The sequence below is a fragment of the Micromonospora sp. NBC_01796 genome (assembly GCF_035917455.1).
Lineage (GTDB): Bacteria > Actinomycetota > Actinomycetes > Mycobacteriales > Micromonosporaceae > Micromonospora_G.
In genome coordinates, this window is sequence record NZ_CP109078.1 from 5,620,433 (window position 1) to 5,642,415 (window position 21,983).

Below are 21,983 nucleotides of genomic sequence, written 5' to 3' on the forward strand. Positions count from 1 at the left end.
TTAGCCGCCGTGGCATCTGGGCAAGAGATCAGGTCATGGCGGGTGTGGGGAACTACGGTACGGAACTGCTCGGCGGCCGTTACCGGCTGGTCGAGCGGCTCGGCGCCGGTGGGATGTCGGTGGTCTGGCGGGGTTTCGACGAGGTGCTCGGCCGCCAGGTCGCGGTGAAGGTGCTCGCCTCACGGCTGGCCAGCGACCGCGCCTTCCGGCACCGGCTGCGGATGGAGGCCCAGGCCGCGGCACGGCTGGTCCACCCGAACATCACCAACGTCTACGACTACGGCGAGTCCGTCGAGGGCGGGCTGACCGTCCCGTACGTGGTGATGGAGCTCGTCGACGGCGGCTCTCTCGCCGCCCGACTGGGCCGGGACCGTCAGCTTCCGTGGCGGGAGGCGGCCGGGACGGTCGCCGAGGTCGCGGCGGCGCTCGCCGCCGCCCACGCGCGCGGGGTCGTCCACCGGGATGTGACCCCGGGCAATGTGATGCTCACCGGCTCCGGGGTGAAGGTGGTGGACTTCGGCATCTCGGCGCTGGTCGGTGAGAGCGAGGCCGGCCCCGACGGCCAGATCTTCGGTACGCCCGCGTACCTCGCCCCGGAACGCCTGGACGAGGGGCAGGTCTCCGCGGCGACCGACGTGTACGCGGTCGGCCTGCTGCTCTACCGGACGCTGACCGGCCGGCTCCCGTGGCAGGCGAGCACCACCACGGAGATGCTGCGGGCCCACCTCTATGCCGACCCGGCACCGATGCCGCCGGTCGAGGGTCTGCCCGAACAGGTGGTCGCGCTCTGCTCCCGGTGCCTGGCGAAGGCGCCCGAGGACCGGCCGAGCAGCGCGGAGGTGGCCGGTACGCTCGCCGCCGTGGCCGGTCGACCGGTGGCCCTGCCGGTCTCGTCGCAGCCGTCCGGGGTGACGGGACCGGATCACGAGTCGGCCGAGCTGGCCGCCGCCGGCACCACGATCCTGCCCTGGTCGACCACGACCGGCGCGCTCTGGTCCGCCGCACCGACCCGTGAACCGGGCACCGTTCGCCGCAACCCTCTGGTACGGAACCCGGTGGGTCGTCGCCGGATCAGGGTTGCCGTGGCCGGGGTGGGTCTGCTCGCGTTGACCGGTGCGATCTGGGCCGCCGCCGCGTCCACTTCGTCCGGTGGCGGTGGCGCTCCCGTACGGGCCGCCGCCGGTACGGCCGAACCGAAGCCGCCGACCTGCCAGGCCGGGTACGCCCTGCGTACCGACTCGGGGCGGGCGTTCGACGCGGAGCTGACCGTGAAGAACACCGGTGACCAGCCGGTCCGTGACTGGCAACTGGCCTTCGCCTTTCCGGCCGACCAGGCGATCACTGGAACCGAGCCGGCCCAGTGGCAGCAGCAGGGCCGTGACGTGCTGCTCCGCCCGGCGGACGGCGCTGCCGACCTGGGTCCGGGCGCCTCCGTGGCGGTCCGGATCACCGGCACGTACGCGGGCGCGAATCCGTTGCCGGTGCGTTTCCAACTGGGGGAGTCGGTCTGCGATGTGCAGGTGTCCGGGGTTGCCGGCACGAGCGCACCGGCAGGTGGCAGCTCCGCCGGAGCGGCCGCGACCGTACCGGCATCCGGGGGAGGCAATCCGGTTGCCCCCCAGCCCCACCAGGTTGCCCCGCAGCCCCCGGGTCCCGCCGTGAAGGGCAAGGACAACCCGAAGCCCGAGCCGAAGAAGCCGCCGACCAGGCACACCGGGGACGACGAGGAAGAGGACGAGGACGAGGGCGACGAGGACGAGTGACGCGCCCTCGTCGCCGGCCTCGACCTGAGCGGACGGGGTGGTTCAGTTCCGGTAGCGGTCGGCCGGGACCGACCGGGACAGGTTCGGGATCATGGCCTGACGGGCGGCGTCGAACCTGTCCCAGTCGGCGATGTCCGGCAGGGAGAGCAGGGTCATGGGTTCGCCCGCGTCCAGGCCCGCGAGCGCGGCGTCGACCGCGGCGTCGGCGGACATGACCGCCTCCTCCGGGAACGCCGAGATCTCGATGCCGGAGCCGTCCCAGAACTCGGTACGGACCCCGCCGGGGAAAACCGCCTGTACCCGGATGCCGGATCCGGCGAGTTCCTGTTGCAGGGCCTGGGTGAACGCCACCACGTAGCTCTTCGTTCCGCTGTAGACGGCGCTGACCGGCAGGACGTTGAATGCCAGCGCGGATGACAGGTTGACGATCGTGCCGCTGCCCCGCCGGGTGAATCCCGCGAGTACGGCGGTGGTCAGCCGGGTCAGCGCGGTCACGTTCAGCGTGACGAGGTCTTCGAGCTGGGACGGATCGGCCTGGGCGAGTGGACCGAAGGTGGTGCCGCCGGCGTTGTTCACCAGCAGCGAGATCGACTCGTCGGAGCGTAGGCGGTCCTCGACCGTGGCGAGTTGACCGGGGTTGGTGAGATCCGCGGTGAGTACCTCGACCGTCCGTCCGGTGTTCGCGGTGATCTTCGACGCGACGGTGTCGAGCCGGCTCTTGTCGCGGGCGACCAGCAGCAGGTCGTAACCGCGGCGGGCGAGCCGATCGGCGTACACGGCGCCCATGCCGGTGGAGGCTCCGGTGACCACGGCAATACCCTGCGTGTTCGTGTCAGACATGGAGGCGATTTCCTTCGGGATCGGAAAGCGGCTGCCCGATGGGCGCCGCGTTGCTCCGTTTAGATTATCCCTGTCATCTAAAAGTCGCAAGCGGGGTCGCCGGAGCGGTCATCATGGGGCGAAGCGGTACAAAAGGGCGCCCACCAGGTGATCCGGCGGGCGCCCTTCGTGCTGCGGGTCGATTCAGTCTTCCGGGCGAGGTGGCGTCTCCCGGGGGGCGGCCACGCCGGGCAGCGCCTCGTGGGCGGCGGCCAGGATCCGCTCCGACAGGTCGGATCCGGCGGTGGCGCGGGCGAGCGTGAGTGCGCCGACGAGCATCGAGAGGGTGGCGAGATCCTCGTTGCCGTCCGTGGAGAGCCAGCGGGCGAACAGTCCCACGCCTTCGGCGTAGGCCGGTCGGGCGGTGCCGTCGACGTCCTCGTTCGCGATGTCCGAACTCAGGCCGGTGGTGGGGCAGCCCTGGCCGAGATCGTCCCGGTGTTCCGTCGACAGGTAGTAGTCGATCAGATCCTGGCGGGCCGCATCATGGTCGCCCGGACGCTGGTCGTCGAATCCCCCCAACTGCGCGGCAAGATCGGCGAACGCAAGTACGGTCGCCTCGGTGAGCAGCGCCTCCTTCGAGGTGAACTGCCGGTAGAAGCCCCCGTGGGTGAGCCCGACCTCGGCCATGAGATCGGCGACACTCACCGCCTGTACGCCCCGTTCGCGGAACAGTCGCGCCGCCGCGGCAACCACCTGCCTGCGGTTCTCCTGTGCCTGGGCCTGCGATACCCGCCCCATGATGCACCTCCTCCACCAGTATAGATGAGCAATCTCATCTATACTGGTCGCCGGCGGGCGGCTACGCCGGGTACGTGTCCCGGGCGTCGCCGTCCCCGGCGAGCAGGAAGGCCGGCCGATCCGTACGCCACTCCGGCACGTCCATCGAGTTCAGTACGGAGATCAACTTCTTCTCCTCGTAGATGAAGTGCGTCTCCATGATCGCTGCCAGACCCTCCAGTTCCTCCCGTACCCGGGTGGCCGTGGCCGGGTCCGGATCGGTGGGCAGGTCGCCCAGGAGCCGCTGGAGGCTGCCCAGGATCCAGTCGATCCGGTTGTGGTCGGTCTTCAGCTCGGTGATCACCTGGCGCAGTTCGGGGAACTCCCGCGCGATCACCGGGAACGCCCCGCCGTCCTCGCCCGTGTGGTGCCGGGTCAGCACGGAGCAGAAGCCGAGGCAGTACGCCCGCAGGTCGCGCGGCGGCAGACCCTCGCCCGCGAAGTACGCGTCGACGTTGTCCCGCAGGTCTTCGAGTTGTTCCCGTAGCCAGATGTGCACTTCGATCAACTGGTTGCCGAAGGCGGTGAGGCGACTGCTCGCCTCGAAGTCTGAACCCATGCTCTCCCCAGGATCGGCCGGCCCGCCACGGTGCACCGCAGTCGGTCGATCCAGTATTCCAACGCGACACCGGCCGCGCGGGGGCGCATCCCGTCGCCGGAACACGCCCCCGTGCGGCCGGGAGGCTCAGACCTGGTTGTCCTTGATCACTTGCCGGTACCAGTGCGCGCTGCGCTTGAGGATGCGCCGCTGGGTGGGGTAGTCGACGTAGATCAGGCCCCAGCGCTGCTCGTACCCCTGGTCCCACTCGAAGTTGTCCATCAGCGACCAGACGTGGTAGCTCTCCAGCCGTACCCCGTCGGCGATGGCCCGGTGGGCGGCGGCGAGGTGGTCGCGCAGGAAGCCGATCCGGCCCGGGTCGTCGACCCGGTCGCCGTCGAGCGTGTCCGGGGTGGGCAGGCCGTTCTCGGTGACGGTGAGCGCCACGTCACCGTAGTCGCGGCGTACCCGGGTCAGCATGTCGTACATCCCGTCGGGATAGATCTGCTGCCACTCGGCCTCCGTGGTGGGCCACTTCTGTACGGTGCCGCCGCCCGGGGTGACGTAGATCGGGGTGTAGTACTGCACCGCGAGCAGGTCGACCGGCGCGGAGATGATCTTCAGGTCGCCGTCGCGGATCGCCCGGACCATGCGGCTGTCCGGGCCGAGGTCGTCGAGGACGTCGGCGGGGTAGCTCCCCTTGAAGATCGGGTCCAGGTAGAGCCGGTTCTCGTACCCGTCGTAGAGCCGGGTTGCCGCCTCCGCCTCGGCGCCCTCGACGGCGGGGTAGCAGGGGTGCAGGTTGAGCGCCGGCCCGATCCGGCTCGTGCCCGAGGTGGCGCGCAGTGCCGCGACGGCGAGCCCGTGCGCGAGTTGCAGGTGGTGGGCGACCAGGTAGGCGGCCTCCGGGTCGCGGTGGCCGGGGGCGTGGTGCCCGTGCAGGTAGCCGTTCTGCACCACCGTCTTGGGTTCGTTGACGGTCAGCCAGACCGGCACCTTCTCGCCGAGGGCCCGGAACACGTGGTCGGCGTAGTCGGCGAACCGGTACGCGACGTCGCGGTTCTCCCAGCCGCCGGCGTCCTGCAGCGACTGGGGGAGGTCCCAGTGGAAGAGGGTGGCCATCGGGGCGATGTCGCGGGCCAGCAGCCCGTCCACCAACCGTCGGTAGAAATCGAGTCCGCGCTGGTTGGGCGCGCCGGTACCGTCGGCCTGGATCCGGGACCAGGAGATGGAGAACCGGTACGTCCTGAGTCCCAGGTCCCGCATCAGGTCGAGATCGGCCTCGTACCGGTGGTAGTGGTCGGCGGCGACGTCGCCGGTGTCCCCGCCCCGGACCTTTCCCGGGGTGTGGCTGAAGGTGTCCCAGACGGACTCGCCCCTGCCGTCGTCCTTGGCCGCCCCCTCGATCTGGTACGCCGAGGTGGCCGCGCCCCAGCCGAAGCCGTCCGGGAAGCGGAGGCCGAGCCGGGTCTCCGGACTCGGGCTGCGGTCCCGGTCGGAGTCGGTGTCGGCGTCGCAGGCGGCGGTGACGGCGGCGCTCGCCGCGACGGCGGCCGTCGTCGACGCGCCCGCGCTCACGCGGGCCGCGCCGGCGGCGCTGGCGGAGAGCGCGGCGCGGCGCAGCAGGTGGCGCCGGGTCAGTACGGACATATGGCTTGTCTCCTCGTGTGTGGGGCCCATCCGCGAATGGCGCGTCCGGGAGCGCTCCCATCACAAGGTAGCGGCTGCCCAGGTGGTTTGCGTATGGGTTGTTCGGCTGGCGAAAGGCTTCGGGCTGGGCCTCGTCCATCGCCCGCGCCCACGTACCGGTGACCACGCCGTCGGGGCCCCTCGCGGCCGGGGGCGCACTGACTCTTTCGGCGCCGGGCACGCAACAGGTCGACCGGGTGGGCGCGGTGCGCCTGTCCTGTCGACCTATTTCCCCCTTGCCGAAGGGGGTATAGCGTGGGGACGGGGAGGGCAACCCCCGTCCCCACCATCAGTTACACACACGCACGAACGGAATTGGCGTCCAGGTCGTGCGTGTCGCGCGGGAGCCGGGCCACGCGAGTGGCTCTGGTTCCACCTCCTCTCGACGGTGGTGAGTCGGCTGACGGCGGAGTCCGGGCTGGCCCGTCGTCAGCCCCACGGCTGAGCGGTCAGCGCTGTCCCGGGGGCACCGGGTAGCGCCCGATCGGGAGGTCAGGGGCATCGCGATGCTGGTTCGCCCCATGCTTCCCGTAGGTGCTGCAGGTTCTAAGCACTTACATCGCTATCGATGGAAGCGCTCCCATCGACGTGATTGGACTGTATCCCGCGTCACGGGTTTGTGAAAGACCCAAAATAAGATCGAAACATCTGACCAACGTCGATGAAACCCCGATGTGCTTGCCTTGATCAGCCATCGGTGCAGGCCAATACCCTTCGGCTGGCTGTCCCGGATGGACCGCCCCGGCCTCCGGCTTGCTGCGGGAGCGCTCCCATGCAAGACTGTCGAATTATCGCGGAGCGGGAGCCACGCCGACCGCGGGCCGCCGAGGGCATCCGACACTTTTTTCGGTACGGCGCCCAGCACCGACCAGAGCCGCCACGTCCGGCGCGCCCTGCCGTCGATCGCCGACCCCGGTCCGGGACGGGTCGACCACCTTCCCCGGCGCCTCCCACCCCATGCGCACACTCACCACCCCACCCCGCGCACGGAGGCGCCCTGCCGAGGCGACAACGCCCCGGCCAGGTCCGCGAGGAGAAGTCAGCACATGAAGCTCATCGCAAGTAGACGCCGGGTGGCGATCCTCGCCACCGGCGTGCTGGCAGCGCTAGGCGTGGTCGTCGTCCCCGGCGTCGCCCAAGCGGCACCGGCCTGCGACGTGGTCTACGCGACCAACGACTGGAACAACGGGTTCAGCGCCAACGTCACCATCCGCAACACCGGCGACCCGATCAACGGCTGGACCCTGCGCTTCGCCTTCCCCGGCAACCAGCGGGTCACCCAGGGCTGGTCGGCAAACTGGACCCAGTCCGGCACCCAGGTCACCGCCACCAGCATGTCCTGGAACGGCAACCTGGCCACCGGCGCCTCCACCAGCATCGGCTTCAACGGTTCCTACTCCGGCACCAACGCCAAGCCCACGTCGTTCTCGGTCAACGGGGTCACCTGTGGTGGCACCACCACACCGCAACCGCCCACGGTGACCCTCAGCGTCCCGGCCGGACCGTTCGTGGCCCCGGCCGACGTACCGCTGACCGCCACCGCGAGCGACCCCGACGGCACCATCGCGAAGGTCGAGTTCTATCGCAACGGGCTGCTGGTCAACACCGACACCACGGCGCCGTACAGCTATCTGCTGGAGGACCAGCCGGCCGGCAGCTACACCGTCCAGGCCCGCGCGTACGACAACGCGAACCTGACCGCGACGGCCGAACAGGCATTCACCGTCACCCCGGGCTCGGGTCCGGTCCTGGTGGCCACCCCGACCTCGGTGAACGTCACCGAGGGCAGCAGCGCGTCGGTGAACCTGAAGCTCAGTGCCGCGCCGACCGGCAACGTGGCGGTCACCCTGGCCCGTACCGGTGACACCGACGTCACCGTGACGCCCACCTCGACGACGCTGACCACGGCGAACTGGAACACCGGGGTCAACCTCACCGTCGCCGCGGCCGAGGACACCGACACCGCCGGTGGTACCGCCACCATCACCGCCTCGGCCAGCGGGTACGCGCCGCTGGCGATCGTCGCCACCGAGATCGACAACGACACACCCGGCGGCGGCGACAACGTCTACACCGCCCGGTTCCTCGAGCAGTACGGCAAAATCAAGAACTCCGGCTACTTCAGCCCGGAGGGTGTGCCGTACCACTCGATCGAGACGCTGATCGTCGAGGCGCCCGACCACGGGCACGAGACCACCTCCGAGGCGTTCAGCTTCTGGATCTGGCTCGAGGCGCAGTACGGGCGGGCCACCCAGAACTGGGCCCCGTTCAACAACGCCTGGACGGTGATGGAGCGTTACATCATCCCGTCGCACAACGACCAGCCGACCGCCGGCGTGGCAGGCACCCCGCAGTACGCGGCCGAGTACAACCTGCCCAGCCAGTACCCGTCGCAGTTGCAGCCGTCGGTGCCGGTCGGCGTCGACCCGCTGCGCAACGAACTCCAGTCGACGTACGGCACCGGTGACATCTACGGCATGCACTGGCTGCTCGACGTCGACAACACGTACGGGTTCGGCCGGTGCGGCGACGGGACCACCCGGCCGGCGTACATCAACACCTTCCAGCGGGGTCCGCAGGAGTCGGTCTGGGAGACCGTGCCGCAGCCGTCCTGCGACACGTTCGTCCACGGCGGCCCGAACGGCTACCTGGACATCTCCATCGCCGACTCGGGTGCGCCGGCGAAGCAGTGGAAGTACACCAACGCCCCGGACGCCGACGCGCGTGCCATCCAGGCCGCGTACTGGGCGTTGACCTGGGCGAAGGAGCAGAACAAGCAGGCCGACGTGGCGGCCACCGTGGCCAAGGCGGCCAAGATGGGCGACTACCTGCGCTACGCCATGTACGACAAGTACTTCAAGCGGATCGGCAACTGCGTCGGGGCGACCGCCTGCCCGGCCGGTACCGGCAAGGACTCCGCGCACTACCTGATGTCCTGGTACTACGCCTGGGGCGGCGCCACCGACCCGGCCGCCGGCTGGTCGTGGCGGATCGGTTCCAGCCACAACCACTTCGGTTACCAGAACCCGTTCACCGCCTGGGCGTTGACCAACGTCCCGGAACTGCGGCCGCGATCGGCGACCGCCGTGACGGACTGGACCAACAGCATGAACCGGCAACTGGAGTTCTACCAGTGGCTGCAGTCGTCCGAGGGCGCCATCGCCGGTGGCGCGACGAACAGCTGGGACGGCGCGTACGCCCAGCCGCCGGCCGGCAAGCCGACCTTCTACGGCATGTTCTACGACGACCACCCGGTCTACGAGGACCCGGGCAGCAACGGTTGGTTCGGCATGCAGGTCTGGTCGCTGCACCGGGTCGCCGAGCTGTACTACGTGACCGGCAACGCCAAGGCCAAGGCCATCCTGGACAAGTGGGTGCCCTGGGCGATCGCCAACACCACCATCGGCACCGGCGGGAACTTCCAGATCCCGTCCGACATGTCGTGGACCGGTGCCCCGGCGACGTGGAACCCCACGAGCCCGGCGGCGAACACCAACCTGCACGTCACGGTGACCGCGAAGGGCACCGACGTCGGTGTCGGTGCGGCGTACGCCCGGACCCTGATGTGGTACGCGGCGAAGTCCGGCAACACGGCGGCCAAGACCACCGCCAAGGGGCTGCTCGACGCGATGTACGCGCACGCCGAGTCGAAGGGGATCTCGACCACCGAGACCCGGGCCGACTACCAGCGGTTCGACGACGTGTACAACGCCTCCACCGGGCAGGGCCTCTACCTGCCGCCGAACTGGACCGGCGACATGCCCAACGGTGACGCGATCGCCGCGGGCAAGAGCTTCGTGGACATCCGGTCGTTCTACCGCAACGACCCGGACTGGCCGAAGGTCCAGGCGTACCTCAACGGAGGTGCGGCACCCTCGTTCAACTACCACCGATTCTGGGCCCAGTCCGACATCGCGATGGCGTTCGCCGACTTCGGCAGCCTCTTCCCGAACGGCTGACCCTCCCTGAGCGGCCTGATTCCCACGGTCAGGCCAATCAGTGGTGAGCCGGCCGGCTTGGCCAACGCAGCGAACCGGCCGGCTCACCACCCCCGGCGCAACCGCCGGGACACGGCCCCCGGGCGGGTGGCACCACGGTGTCACTCGCCCGGTTCCACCTACCGTACGGATGAATGATTGGCGGTCAGCGCTTTCCCGGCTCGCGCATGGCTCCGCTGCGATGTACCGTTTCTTCACGGAGAGGCCGCTCCCCCCGTGGCGGCCTCTCCGTCTATCTCCGCCCGATCCGTGCTGCCGTCCGGCGAGCTACCGGTCCGCCGTGATCTCCGCCGGCTCGACCGGGTGCCGCAGCCCCGGATGACCGGCCGGCAGGGTCCGCCGGATCACCCACCAGCTCACCGCGACGCAGGCCGCGACCAGCGGCCAGGTCAGCACCACCCGGGCGCCGACCAGCGCCACCACCTGGTCGGCGGCGTAGAGCGGGACGAAGACCGCCAGCCGGATCAGGTACTGGCAGACCCACACCCAACTGCCCCGGCCGTACGCGCGCAGCAGGTCCGGGTCGCGCCGCCAACGTCCACGTTGGCCGAGCAGGGTGCCGACCACCACCCCGAGCAGCGGCCAGCGCAACACGATGCTGACCAGCCAGGCGAGTGCGCTGGCCCCGTTCGACACGAGTTGGAGCAGGAAGAAGTCGCTGGCCCGCCCCGTACGCAGGACAACGAGGGCGGCGAGGCAGACGGCGAGCAGGCCGACGAGGACCGAGGCGGGCCGGTCGCCGCGACGCAGCCGCCACCCGGCGACCGCGACCCCGACGACCAGCGCGGCGAGGGTGCCGTACCAGACCGAGCCGCCGGAGAGCAGCCAGCCGGCGCCGAAGGCGACCGGCGGTACGGTGGCGTCCCAGCCGCCGCGCCGCCCGCCGAGCAGGTCGGCGAGGGATTCCGGCCGGTCCCGGACGGTTGCCATCGACCACCTCCGCAAGTCTTAGGGGAGCCTAACTTATGGCGGCCCGGAGACCCCCTCCGATCTTGCGGTCACGCCCGCGCGCGGGCGATTCGACCGCCGAGTTGCCGTGCTCCGGGAGTTCGTTACGGTGACCGGATGCATGGGCGCAGAACGGCGTTGACGGTGACTTGGCTGGTTCTGCTGACCGTTGTCCAGGTGGCCGCGTTTGTGCTGCTCTGGCGGTTCGCCGTACGCACCGAGCACGGTCAACTACTCGACACCATCGCACTCACCGGGAACAAGATCGGCCAGGACCGGATCGACGGGCTGGTCGGCACCGTACTCAACGCGATGTCGGTGGTCTCCCTGCTCGCCGCCACCCTGGTGATCGGCTTCATCGCGTTGATCCGGGGCCGGGTCGCGCTGGCCGTGGTCGCGACCCTGCTCGTCGTCGGGGCCAACGTCACCACCCAGGTCGCCAAGTACGTCATCCACCGACCGGACTTCGGCGTCGACCCGGAACGGGCCGCCGCCGGCAACAGCCTGCCCAGCGGGCACACCACGATCGCCGCCGCGGTCGCCGTGGCGCTGGTCCTGGTGCTGCCGCCCCGGGTCCGCGCCTGGGGCGCGCTGCTCGCCGTCGCGTACACCGCGCTGGCGGGGGTCGCGACCCTGTCGGCGGGTTGGCACCGGCCCAGTGACGCGGTCGCCTCGCTGCTCATCGTCGGTGCGTGGGCCGCCGTGGCCGGCATCCTGCTGCTGCTCTTCCAGCGGGAGCAGGCCCAGGTGGAGCCGGGGGACGCGCACTGGCGGGCGGTGACCCTGTTCGGGTTGGCCGGGTTGGCCCTGCTGGCCGTCGCCGGGTACGCGCTCTACTCGACCGACGAGGTGCTGGCCATCCCGGTCGACGAGCTGAACCGGCCGAGGCTGTTCGACGCGTACCTGGGCGGTGCCGCGGCGATCGCCGGTGCGGCCAGCCTGATGATGACGTTGCTGCTGGTCAGCGTGCACCGGGTGGTGCCCAGGCACAACGGCTGACCGGCCCCGAGCCGGGCTGGGCGCTAGCTCGACCGTCGCGTACGGAGGTCGCCCGCCGGCCGGGAGTCCCGACCGGCGGGCGACACTACGACGTCAGCCGCGTCGCCACTTCTGGTTGGCGGTGCCGGCACAGTCCCAGAGTTGCAACTGCGCCCCGTCGCCCGAGTTCCAGTCCTTGATGTCGATGCACCTGTTCGCCTGCGGGTTGACCAGGTCACCGGCGGCGGAGAGGACGAACTGCTGGGCCGGGTTGCCGCTGCACGTGACGATCTGGATCGCCGCGCCGTTCGCGGTCGAGCCCCAGGCGACATCCATGCACTTGTTGTTCGAGGTCTGCAGCATCCCGTTGACGAACGTCCACCGCTGCGCGTTGGTGGAGTTGCACCCCCACATCTGCAGCAGGACCCCGTCGGAGAAGTTCGAGTTCGGTACGTCGATGCACCGGTTGTTCCAGTTGCTGACCAGCGCACTGGTGCTGCCCCCGCCGCCGCCGGAGGTGGTCAGCGAGAGGCCGTACACGCCGAGGATCTCGTTGACCGGCTGGAACCACATGGTGCCGCCGGACGAACAGTTGCCCGTACCGCCGGAGGTGACGCCCTGGGCCTGGTTGCCGGAGATCCACGAGCCGCCGGAGTCGCCGGGTTCGGCGCAGGCGTTGCTGCGGGACAGGCCGGAGACGGCCCCCTGGGCGTAGACGATGGTCTCGTTGCGGCCGAGGATGGTGCCGCAGCGCCACCCCGTCGTACGCCCGGACCGGCAGACCGAACTGCCGATCGCCGCGTCCTGGGAGCCGGCCACGACGACGTTGCCGCCGGAGTAGTTGTTCACCCACGGCTGCGGTGTCCAGGAGGCGTTCGTCCGGATCCACGCGTAGTCGTTGCCGGGGAACGACGAGCCGGCGAAGTTGCCCTGCGAGACGTTGTTGTAGCCGAGGGTCGGGCTGCCCGTGCCGCCGCAGTGTCCGGCGCTGACGAATCCACCGGCGACGGCGAAGCCGACCGAGCAGAGCGTGTTGCCGTTGATGACGTACTGGTCGCCGCCGCGGATGTCGTACATCGGCCGGGGCGCCTCGGCGGTTTCGACGACGGTGACCGCGCCCGCGCCGCTGGCCTCGGCGTACGCCCTGGCCGCCGCCGCGCCGCCGGGTCCGGCCGTGACCACGACGCGGTTGTTCGCGGTGTCGACGTACCAGCCGTGGACCGGGCCGCCGCGCAGTCTCGCCGCGTTCCGGTCGAGCTTGGCGTGCGCGGCGTCGAGGTCGGCCGCGCTGCGCGCGACGATCCGCACGTCCGCACCGGCCGCGCGTACCGCCGTGGCCGCGGCCGGGTCGGTGACCGCGACCGTCAACCGATCTGCGCCGGTCGGGATCCAGGCGCCGGCGAAGGTCGCGCCGAGCCGGTCGCGCAGCCGTTTCTCGACCGCCGGTGCCGCCGCCTCGGTCGCCAGCCGGGCGGCGATCCGGTCGTCGGTGAGCCCGAGGTCCCGGCGCATCGCCGCGACCATGCCGGGGGCCATGTCGAACCGGGTGGTGGCGGCGGGTGCGCCGGGTGCGGGGGTGTCCGAGGCGTTGCTCGCGGGCGGGGCGAGGGTGGCTACGGTGAGTGCCACCGCGGCGATCCCGAGCGCCTTGACCGTACGGAACATAAGAGTCCTTCCGTGCAGGTCGACGGCCCGTCTCCGGGGACTGCGGTGACGGGGACGACCGTGCTGACTGGGAGAGTCAAGAGGAAAGAGAGCGCTCTCTTGATCGGAGTCTGTCGATAAGAGGGGGTCGATGTCAAGGATTCAGTAAAGGTTGTTAAGAGCGGTCGTGTCCCGGTCCGATGTGGACGGAAGGTCGCGGGGGCAGCCGGCGTCGGCGTACGCCGGTAACGTCGGGGCGGTGGGAGAGGGAACAGCGCTGCGACCCGTACTCGAAGCCGACCTGTCGTTTCTGCACCACCTGATCAGTGATCCGGCCGCGACCGGCGAGCACCAGTGGTACGGCTTCCACGACCCGCACCTCTACCGCAGACGCTGGGACGAGAACGGGTTGCTGGGCGACGACGGCGGTGTCCTCATCGTCACCGCCGAGGACGACCGGCTGGGCCTGGTCTCCTGGCGCAAGATCCTGACCACCAGGAACGCCTACTACTGGAACATCGGCGTCCTGCTCGCCCCCGAGGCGAGAGGCCGGGGCCACGGCACCCGGGCCCAGCGGCTGCTCGCCGAATACCTGTTTGCCCACACGACGGTGAACCGGGTCGAGGCCACCACCGAGATCGGCAACCTGGCCGAGCAACGGGCCGCGGAGAAGGCCGGCTTCACCCGCGAGGGCGTCCTGCGCGGCACCGGCTTCCGCGACGGTCGATGGCACGACGGCGTCGTCTACGGCCTGCTGCGCGCCGATCTGCACCGGGAGGTCTGACCCGGGCGGCGGCCCGGTCGGGCGGCGGTCAGCGGCGACCGCGCAGGTGGGCCAGGACCACCGGGTCGATCCGGCCGGACACCATCCGCTCCTCCAGGTTCTCCACCCCGGCCCAGTCCGTCAGGGCGGCGTCGACCGCGGCGTCGCCGGTGTCCGCCGGGGCGTGCCCGGCCGCCGTGAGCAGGGCCGCGACCTCGGCGGCCAGCTCACCGGTCAGGTCGAGCAGCGTCTGCGGGTCCGGCTTCTCGAAGAGCATGATGTGTACGTCGAGCAGCCGGGCCAGCTCCGCCACCGGATCCGGATGGTCGTCCACCCGCAGGTCCACCACGACGTCGCTACTGCCCCCGTACCCGCCGCGTTTCGCCACCACCAGCAGCCCGGCGCTCTGCCGACCACGCCGGTCACCGCCGGCCCGGTCACCGGCGTGCAACGCGTCGACCAGCCGTTGCGCGAACCGCCGCCCGGTGTCGCCGCCCAGCCAGGCGTCCCGGATCGCGTCGACCACCTCCGGGCCGACCAGGATGTTGCCCTGCGCGGCCCACCCGTCGCCGGCCTGCCCACCGGCCCAGTCGTGACAGTCGTCCCCGGTGTAGGTGGCGGCACCGCCGTCGGCGTCGACAACACCGAGCTGCCGGGAGGCGCGACCGGAGTCGGCGGCGACCAGACCGGCGATCACGTCCGCCGCCCCGAGCCCGGTACGCAGCAGGGCCAGCCCCTGCGGCCCGTACGCCAGGTTGGCGTGCGCCTGGGTGGCCAGCGCGCCGACCTCGGCCTCGGCGGCCGGCACCACCGCACCGGCGGCGAGGAACTTGCTGGCCACGGCGACGCCGTGCAGCCGCCCGTCATCCGAGCGCGCCACGATCGAGAAGGTCACCCGGTGAGGCTACAACCCGACGGGGACCGTCGAGGACCTGCCGTGTCGGGACCGGCCGGGATGGACACCGGGGAGATATTGCCCGTACCCCCGACTACCGGGCACGATCGACCGGTGACGAAACGTTGGGGTATGACGGTGCCGTTCAGCGGGGTCCCGCTGGCCGATCACGCCGCGGTCTACACCGCGCTCGCCGAGGCCGGCTTCACCGACCTGTGGTCGGCGGAGGTGAACGGGGTGGACGCGTTCACCCCGCTCGCCCTGGCCGCCGCCTGGCGTCCCGACCTGCGCCTCGGTACGGCGATCGCGCCGGTCTTCACCCGTGGCCCCGGGCTGCTGGCGATGACCGCGGCGGCGCTGGCCGAAGCCGCACCGGGGCGCTTCGCGCTCGGTATCGGCGCCTCGTCGCCGGTGGTGGTGGGGGACTGGAACGCGGTCGACTTCGTCGACCCGTACCGGCGTACCCGGGACATGCTGCGGTTCCTGCGGGCGGCCCTGCGGGGCGAGGCGGTCGACGAGGTCTACGACACCTTCGCCGTACGCCGGTTCCGGCTGGAACGACCGCCGGCCGTGCCGCCGCCGATCCTGCTCGCCGCCCTGCGCCCCCGGATGCTGCGGCTGGCCAGCGCCGAGGCGGACGGGGTCATCCTCAACTGGCTGGCCGCCACGGACGTGCCCCGGGTCCTCGCCGAACTGGGCGATCGGCGGGAAGGGTTCGAGGTCGCCGCGCGGATCTTCGTCTGCCCGACCGAGGACGCCGCGTACGCCCGCAACCTGGGCCGGCGGATGATCACGAGCTATCTGACCGTGCCGGCGTACGCGGAGTTCCACCGCTGGCTCGGTCGGGAGTCCGTCCTCGGCCCGGTCTGGCAGGCGTGGGAGGCGGGGGACCGCCGAGCGGCCAGTGCGGCGGTGCCGGACGAGCTGATCGACGCGCTGGTCCTGCACGGGCCGCCGGAGGAGTGTCGGGCGCAGGTCGGCAGCTATGCCGAGGCCGGAGTGGACGTACCGGTCATCGCGTTGCTGCCCACTCCCGAACTCGCCACCGGTGGCCTCGCCCCGCTCGCCACCCTGATCTCCCAACTCGGTCCGGTGCAGTCTCCGGCGCAGGGGACGGCGGCCATTTCCGGGCAGGTGCAGAGTCCCGCGGAGGTGGCGATCGGCACGGCGTTGGCCGTGGACGGCGGCTGAGGGCGGCACGGCGGGATCGCCTTCCCTCAATCTCCTATACGGTGTAGCGTAGATATACGGCGTATAGCTACCCCGTATCAGGTCGGGAGAGTCGATCATGTACGGACTTGACGGCCCAGCCCTGCTGCTCATGCCCCTGCTGTGGTGGATCGTCGGCGTCCGACCGGGACGATGGTCGTGCGCGGTGGCGCTCGCCGTCGACGCCGTGTTCCTGGTGGCCGTGCTCGGCGACCTCGCCTGGTTTCTCGACCGCGACAAGCGGTGGCTGCACGTCGCGCTGACAGTGCTGCCCGCCGTGGCGGTCTGCGGCTGGACGCTGCCAGGGCTGGTCCGCGCACGGGAGCCACGCCACCCGTGGCTGGTCGTGCCGGCGAAAGGCGCCGCGCTCGCTGCCGTGCTGAACCTCTACTTCGCCGCCGTCCCGCACAAGCGGATCACCGCCGCCGTGCTGGCCGCCCCGCTCGTCCCCGCCGCCGCCGTGCTCGCGGTGATCGTGGTGCTGCACCACCGTGACCGCCCGCGGGGACGCCCTGCCCGGGTGGCGATCGGAATCGGCACGGCGTCCGTCCTGGTGGTGGCCCTCGGAGTCGCTGCCGCGACCACCAGCACCGTCACCGGGTACGCCGCCGAAGACGTGGCCGAGGCCCGGAGCCAGGCCGACCGGGTCCCGGTCCGGACGGGAAGGGTCACCGCCGAAGGCGACGACCTCTACTTCGAGGTACGAGGATCAGGCCCGCCGCTGCTGATGATCGGCGGAGCCCAGGGCGACGCCGGCTTCTACACCTACCCGGCGGCGCTGCTCGCCGACCAGTTCCAGGTCATCACCTACGACCGGCGAGGCCACTCCCGCAGCACCCGCAACGTGACGGACTTCGACATCACCCAGCAGGCCCGCGACGCCCTGGCCGTACTCCGGGCCGCCGGCCACGACACGGCCACCGTCTTCGGTAACAGCGCGGGCGCGATCATCGCCCTCGAGCTGGCCACCCACTATCCCGACGCGGTAACCGCCGTCATAGCCCACGAACCGCCGATGATCGCCCTGGAGCCGGACCGCAGGTCGCTCGCATTCTTCGACGCCGTCGGTCGGACCTCGCGCATCCTCGGTCCCGAGGCCGGCATGTTCATGTTCTCCCTGCCGGTGGGTCTCCCCTTCACCGCCTACGGCAGCATCCCGGCCGACTTCAGCGCACGCACCGCCGAGAGCCAGTCCTACTTCGTCGAACACGAGATGCAGGAGTTCGTCGACTACGTGCCCGACCTCGCGGCGCTCCGGGCCGGCAACGTGCCCATCATCCCGGCGGTCGGCGCGACCACCCAGGGCACCAACCGGTACTACGGTCGACCGGCCGCGATTCTCGCCGAGCGTCTCGACGTACCGCTGGTCGTCTTCCCCGGGCATCACATGTCGTACTTCGACCTGTCACGCCTGTGGACCGAGGCGCTGCGTGCCACGCTGTACAGCATCACGGGCGTGCCGGGACGTTAGTCTCGACGGCATGACGCGGCGCGCCAACAGCGGAAGCCCACTCGGCACCGACGCCGAGGGTCGGCCGGTCCGCCGGGCGCTGACCCGCGACCACATCATCCGTACGGCGCTGGCGGTGCTCGACCGCGACGGCGTCGACGGGCTCTCGATGCGCAAACTCGGGGCCGAGCTGGGCGTCAACCCGATGGCGTTCTACCACCACCTGCCGAACAAGGCCGCGCTCTTCGACGGGGTTGTCGAGGCAGTGTTCGGCGAGGTTGCCGTCGGCCTGGACACCCTGAACCGGGAAGACACCTGGCGGGAGCAACTTGCCGCCCTCATGCGACAGTTCCGTACGGTGCTGCGCCAGCACCCCAACGTGTTGCTGATCCTGGCGACCCGGCCGGCGTACACACCGTCGCTGATGGCCTTCGGTGACCGCACGATCGGGCTGCTAAGCGACGCCGGAATCACCGCACACGACCTGCTCGTCATGATCAGCGCGCTGCGCTCGTACACGATCGGGCAGCTCCTCGTCGAGGTCGGCCAGCCCGTCGGCGGCCCGACAGCCGACCCGGACGAGGCCGCCGCACTCATCGCGCCCTACCCCAACCTGGCCACGGCCATCGCCGGTGGCTACGACCCCGACGGCCAGTACGAGATCACCCTGCAAGCCATGCTCGACGGCTTCGAACAGCGCCTGGGCCGCCCGAGGAGTTGAGGGTCCCCGGATCCCCACCCATCTCGGCGCCCCTCTCCGTGCAACGTCGCCTTTCCGTGCAACGTCGCCTTTCCGTGTAACGTTGCCGACGGACGCGGGTCAGCGGCGCCACCGTAGCGGGCCGGGGTGCAGCGACCAGAGCGCGCGCCGCCACCAGGGTCGGACCGCCCGCAGCGCGGTGGCGTACGCGACCGCGAGAGTGCCGGCCCGCCGGGCCTGCTCGTCGTCGGCGGTGCCGGGCGCGAACGTGGCCACGTTGACCAGGGTGGCCAACTCGTCGATCGGTGGCACCGCCGTTCGGGGCTGCTCCGGCGCGGGTGGTGGAGTGGGTCGTGGCCCCGGCGACGGGCGCCTCCTCGGCGGCGGTGCGGACGTCGGCGGTACGGCGGGATCCACCGCCACCCGGGCCGCGTACGCCGCGACCTCCGTCGCGTCCAGGTGCGCCGCGACCGGATGACCGGCCAGCCGCAGCGCGTCGGTCACCTCCCGCCACGCCCCGGCGATCCGTTCCGCCGGGCTGCCCTGGTCGAGCCGGCGCCGCCGCAGCCCCCGCCGCATGATCGTTACCGCTGCCACGAACGCGCCCAGGACCAGCAACAGCGCCCCCGAACCGCCACCGGCCAGCACGGGCAGCGACGGGCCGGAACCCCCGGCCGGGGCGGCGGCCGGTCCGGGGGTGGCCGGCGGGGTCGGCTCGACGGTCGGCGCCGGTTCGTCGGGTGCCGGCGGCGGTTCCTGCGGCTTCGGGGTGAAGTCCTCCTCGACCGGCCGGGGAACGGTGTCCGGGCGTGGCAGCGGGTCGAACGCCACCCAACCGAGTTCGTCGAAGAGCACCTCCGGCCAGGCGTACGCGTCGCCGCCGGTGACCGGACCCTCGCCGGTCGCCGAGTGGAACCCGACCACCACCCGGGTCGGCAGACCCATCAGCCGGCCGAGGACCGCGAACGTGGCCGCGAACTGCTCCGACGTGCCCCGCTGACCACCGCCCTCACGGGGTCCGAACAGGAAGAAGTTCAGGTTCGGGTACGCGTGCCCGCTCGGTGCGTCCGCCACCAGGCGGTAGTGCTCGGCGAGGAAGTCCTGGATCGCCACCGCCCGCGAGTACGGCGCCCCGTTGTCGGTGGCCAACTGGTCGGCGAGGCGCCGAACCGGATCGGGCACCCCTTCGGCGACCCGCAGCACCCGGGCCACCTGCTCACCCGCCGGTACGTTCGCCGAGGGGAGCAGGTTCACGTCGGGGTCCTCGCGGGCGGAGGTGACCGTGTACCGCAGCCCCGGCGTCAGCCCCTCCGGCCGGATCAGGGTCCCGCTGCCCTGGTCGTACGCGACCCGCGCCCCGGCGACCTCCCGGGGGGTCGGCACCGCCGGCAGCAGCCGTCCGGCCAGCTCACCGACGGTGACCTCCTGCTGGACCCGGTTCACCTCGACGTTGCTCGGCGGTTGCACCGCGGGCAGGATCCGCCCGGCGTTGCGGTACGTGGCACCGACCCGCCAGGTGACCCCGTCGTAGTCGCTGAGGACGGCGAGCCGCAGCCGGATCCCCCGGTCGAGGGGGGACGACGCGGCCGGGTCCGGATCACCGACCCGGCCTCCGGTGTCCTGCTCTCCGTCACCGGGCTGCTCGGGCGGGGTACCGGGGTCCCCGGCGGGCGGGACGGCGTCGTCGGCCGGCACCGCACCACCGGTGGTGTGCAGGTCGAGCAGCTTCTGGTCGGGGTTCAGCGCCCAACCGGAGATCCGGATCAGCGGGTTCTCGTCCAGACTGTCCACCTGGGGCGGTTGCACGTAGCGGCGCGGGTCGACCGGGGTGCTGCCGACCCGACCGGCGACCACCGGTGCCAGCAACGCGGCGAGTCCGACCACCAGCACCACCCCGGCGGCGGTCCCGGCGAGCATCCGTACCCGGATCGCGGCCCGTACCGCCGGGGGAATTGTCGTCTCGTCGCCGGCCGGTGCCGGGGGTACCGCTGCCACCGCCGGCACGGCCAGCCCGATCGCGGCGGCGGCGGCGAACGCCACCGTCCACCAGATCGCCGGCTCGGCGTTCGGACCCACCACATACAGGGCACCGGCGTAGAGCAGGGCCGGCGGGGTGTAGCCGAGCAGGACCCGGCCGGCCCGCAGCGCCACCTCCGCCCCGGCCAGCCCGGCCAGCCAGGTCGCGACCAGCGGCACGATCACGGTGTCCGGGACCGGCTCGACCGGGATCATCGCGGTGAGCAGCCGGGGAATGCCGTTCCGACCGGCCTCGGCGACCAGGTCGGCGAAGTCGCCGGGCAGTTGCGCCCGCTGCGCCGCCAACCGCAGGGCGAACCCGACGTAACCGACCATGGCCAGCACCGACACCGGGGCGACCAGCCAGGACGGCAGGCGCCGGGCGGCGACGCTCACCCCGACCGAACCGACCGCCGCGCCGAGCAGCAGTTGGCCCAGTAGCGGTCCGGCGTAGACCCGGCCGAGAACGGCACCGGCCAGGCCGATCATGGCGATCAGGGCCAGCGGGACCGGGACCGCCCGCAGCACCGAGGGCATCTTCGGTCGGCTCACCACCGGCGTACCCCGTCCCACTCGGCGGCGAACTCGACCCCGTCGGCCACGTCGAGGACCCGTACCCCGGCCGGTTCGGCCGGCGTCCGCGCCGGGTCACCGAAGACGGCGGCCAGCACCGACGGGTACGCCGCCCGCAGCGTCCCGAGCTGCCCCAGGTCGTCACGGCCACCCGGCCCGGTGAGGAAGATCAGGGTGTCGCCGAGCCGCTGCTCGCGCAGCCGGTTGAGTACGGCACGCAGCGGCTCACCGCCCCCGTCGGCCAGCTCCCGGTCCTCGCTGGTGATCCGGGACGTCGTACGCAGCTCGGCGGCGGCGAGCCGGTCGAGGAAGTCGTCCCCCGTCCCCGAATCGGCGACCAGGACCAGGGTGACCGGCAGTTCCTCCCGGCGGGCGGCGGCCACCACCGAGGCGGCCGCCTCGCAGGCCGACTCGAAGCTCTCCGCGACCCCGTCGACCACCACCGGGTGGGCCGTGGCCCGGTCGTCGAGCAGCACCACGAGCTGCGGCAGGCTGGTGTCGAGGCTCTCCCGGACCATCAGCTCACCGATCCGGGCACTGGTACGCCAGTGCACCCGGCGCAGTTCGTCACCGACCACGTACTCCCGCAGTGAGTCGAAGGTGATCGAGCCGTGCGGCACCCGGTCCACCCGACCGTCCATGCTCCGCGCCACCCCCGCCGGTACGGCGGTCAGCGGGTGGATCCGTGGGTGCACCCACACCCGGGCCACGTCGCCGTGGGCGCGGGCGACCACCACCAGCCCCAGGGCGTCGCGGCCGGTGACCCGCAGCGGGCCGACCGGGACCACGCCCCGGCGGTGGGTCGGCACCGGGTAGCTGACCGTGGTGTCCCGACCTGGTCGCAGCCGCAGCAGGGGCACCGGCACCGGGCGGTTGCCGCACCGGTCCTCGGCGATCAGGTTCGCCGAACGGACCCGGCCACCGTTGCGGATCGTCAGCGTCATCGTCGCCGGTTCGCCTCGACCGACCCGGTCCGGGTCGGCGACCCGGTCCACGTTCAGGCGGGGACGCCAGGCGGCGGCACCGACCGCACACCCGACCGCGATCGCGGCGGCGGTGCCCAGCAGGGTCAGCTCGGGGTAACCGAACCGGAATCCGAGCAGCAGGAGGAGGCAGGCACCGACGAGCAGGCCGATGCCCCGGGAGGTGATCGTCATGGC

At 71.5% G+C, this 21,983-nt stretch carries 15 protein-coding genes and 1 pseudogene; 7 read left to right on the plus strand and 9 right to left on the minus strand.

Annotated features, from left to right (window positions below):
* Window positions 1-35 precede the first annotated feature (35 nt).
* Complete coding sequence (locus OIE47_RS25875; protein WP_326557113.1) at window positions 36-1,763, plus strand: serine/threonine-protein kinase; 1,728 nt, start codon at window positions 36-38, stop codon at window positions 1,761-1,763.
* A gap of 42 nt (window positions 1,764-1,805) precedes the next feature.
* On the opposite strand, the gene OIE47_RS25880 is transcribed toward OIE47_RS25875, so the two are convergent.
* The 4 genes from OIE47_RS25880 to OIE47_RS25895 form a co-directional block, all read right to left on the minus strand.
* Window positions 1,806-2,603 (minus strand): SDR family NAD(P)-dependent oxidoreductase, encoded by a 798-nt coding sequence (locus OIE47_RS25880; protein WP_326557114.1) that lies wholly within the window; start codon window positions 2,601-2,603, stop codon window positions 1,806-1,808.
* A 183-nt stretch (window positions 2,604-2,786) separates the two neighbouring features.
* A complete protein-coding gene (locus OIE47_RS25885) occupies window positions 2,787-3,383 on the minus strand; it encodes a TetR/AcrR family transcriptional regulator (RefSeq protein ID WP_326557115.1) in 597 nt (198 codons plus the stop codon).
* Between the two features lie 61 nt (window positions 3,384-3,444).
* A complete protein-coding gene (locus tag OIE47_RS25890) occupies window positions 3,445-3,981 on the minus strand; it encodes a hemerythrin domain-containing protein (protein ID WP_326557116.1) in 537 nt (178 codons plus the stop codon).
* A 126-nt stretch (window positions 3,982-4,107) separates the two neighbouring features.
* Entirely contained in the window at window positions 4,108-5,610 is a 1,503-nt protein-coding gene (locus tag OIE47_RS25895; RefSeq protein ID WP_326557117.1) for a GH1 family beta-glucosidase, read from the minus strand.
* 1,094 nt (window positions 5,611-6,704) lie between these two features.
* Between OIE47_RS25895 and OIE47_RS25900 the strand changes: the two genes are divergently transcribed.
* On the plus strand, window positions 6,705-9,608 hold the full coding sequence (locus OIE47_RS25900) for a glycoside hydrolase family 48 protein (RefSeq protein ID WP_326563249.1): 2,904 nt from the start codon (window positions 6,705-6,707) through the stop codon (window positions 9,606-9,608).
* Window positions 9,609-9,914: 306 nt separating this feature from the next.
* Here the strand turns inward: OIE47_RS25900 and OIE47_RS25905 are convergent, their stop codons facing one another.
* Window positions 9,915-10,577, minus strand: coding sequence for a DUF3159 domain-containing protein (locus tag OIE47_RS25905; protein WP_326557118.1), 663 nt, complete (start codon window positions 10,575-10,577; stop codon window positions 9,915-9,917).
* A 135-nt stretch (window positions 10,578-10,712) separates the two neighbouring features.
* Here OIE47_RS25905 and OIE47_RS25910 point away from each other — a divergent pair, with 135 nt between their 5' ends.
* A complete protein-coding gene (locus tag OIE47_RS25910; RefSeq protein WP_326557119.1) occupies window positions 10,713-11,594 on the plus strand; it encodes a phosphatase PAP2 family protein in 882 nt (293 codons plus the stop codon).
* 93 nt (window positions 11,595-11,687) lie between these two features.
* Here the strand turns inward: OIE47_RS25910 and OIE47_RS25915 are convergent, their stop codons facing one another.
* Entirely contained in the window at window positions 11,688-13,238 is a 1,551-nt protein-coding gene (locus tag OIE47_RS25915; protein WP_326557120.1) for a ricin-type beta-trefoil lectin domain protein, read from the minus strand.
* A 238-nt stretch (window positions 13,239-13,476) separates the two neighbouring features.
* Here OIE47_RS25915 and OIE47_RS25920 point away from each other — a divergent pair, with 238 nt between their 5' ends.
* Complete coding sequence (locus OIE47_RS25920; protein WP_326557121.1) at window positions 13,477-14,001, plus strand: GNAT family N-acetyltransferase; 525 nt, start codon at window positions 13,477-13,479, stop codon at window positions 13,999-14,001.
* A gap of 28 nt (window positions 14,002-14,029) precedes the next feature.
* Here OIE47_RS25920 and OIE47_RS25925 read toward each other — a convergent pair whose 3' ends face one another.
* On the minus strand, window positions 14,030-14,875 hold the full coding sequence (locus tag OIE47_RS25925; RefSeq protein WP_326557122.1) for a DUF1028 domain-containing protein: 846 nt from the start codon (window positions 14,873-14,875) through the stop codon (window positions 14,030-14,032).
* 132 nt (window positions 14,876-15,007) lie between these two features.
* Here OIE47_RS25925 and OIE47_RS25930 point away from each other — a divergent pair.
* The 3 genes and pseudogenes from OIE47_RS25930 to OIE47_RS25940 form a co-directional block, all read left to right on the plus strand.
* Window positions 15,008-15,964, plus strand: a pseudogene (locus OIE47_RS25930) (LLM class F420-dependent oxidoreductase); the annotation flags it as partial.
* A 199-nt stretch (window positions 15,965-16,163) separates the two neighbouring features.
* Complete coding sequence (locus tag OIE47_RS25935) at window positions 16,164-17,555, plus strand: alpha/beta fold hydrolase (RefSeq protein ID WP_326557123.1); 1,392 nt, start codon at window positions 16,164-16,166, stop codon at window positions 17,553-17,555.
* A 10-nt stretch (window positions 17,556-17,565) separates the two neighbouring features.
* The gene (locus OIE47_RS25940; protein ID WP_326557124.1) at window positions 17,566-18,255 is read left to right on the plus strand and encodes a TetR/AcrR family transcriptional regulator; all 690 of its coding nucleotides are present in this window, start codon (window positions 17,566-17,568) and stop codon (window positions 18,253-18,255) included.
* 99 nt (window positions 18,256-18,354) lie between these two features.
* Here the strand turns inward: OIE47_RS25940 and OIE47_RS25945 are convergent, their stop codons facing one another.
* Entirely contained in the window at window positions 18,355-20,823 is a 2,469-nt protein-coding gene (locus tag OIE47_RS25945; protein ID WP_442791992.1) for a DUF3488 and transglutaminase-like domain-containing protein, read from the minus strand.
* The gene (locus OIE47_RS25950; RefSeq protein WP_326557125.1) at window positions 20,799-21,980 is read right to left on the minus strand and encodes a DUF58 domain-containing protein; all 1,182 of its coding nucleotides are present in this window, start codon (window positions 21,978-21,980) and stop codon (window positions 20,799-20,801) included. Before OIE47_RS25950 ends, OIE47_RS25945 begins: the two co-directional genes overlap by 25 nt.
* Between the last annotated feature and the right edge of the window lie 3 nt (window positions 21,981-21,983).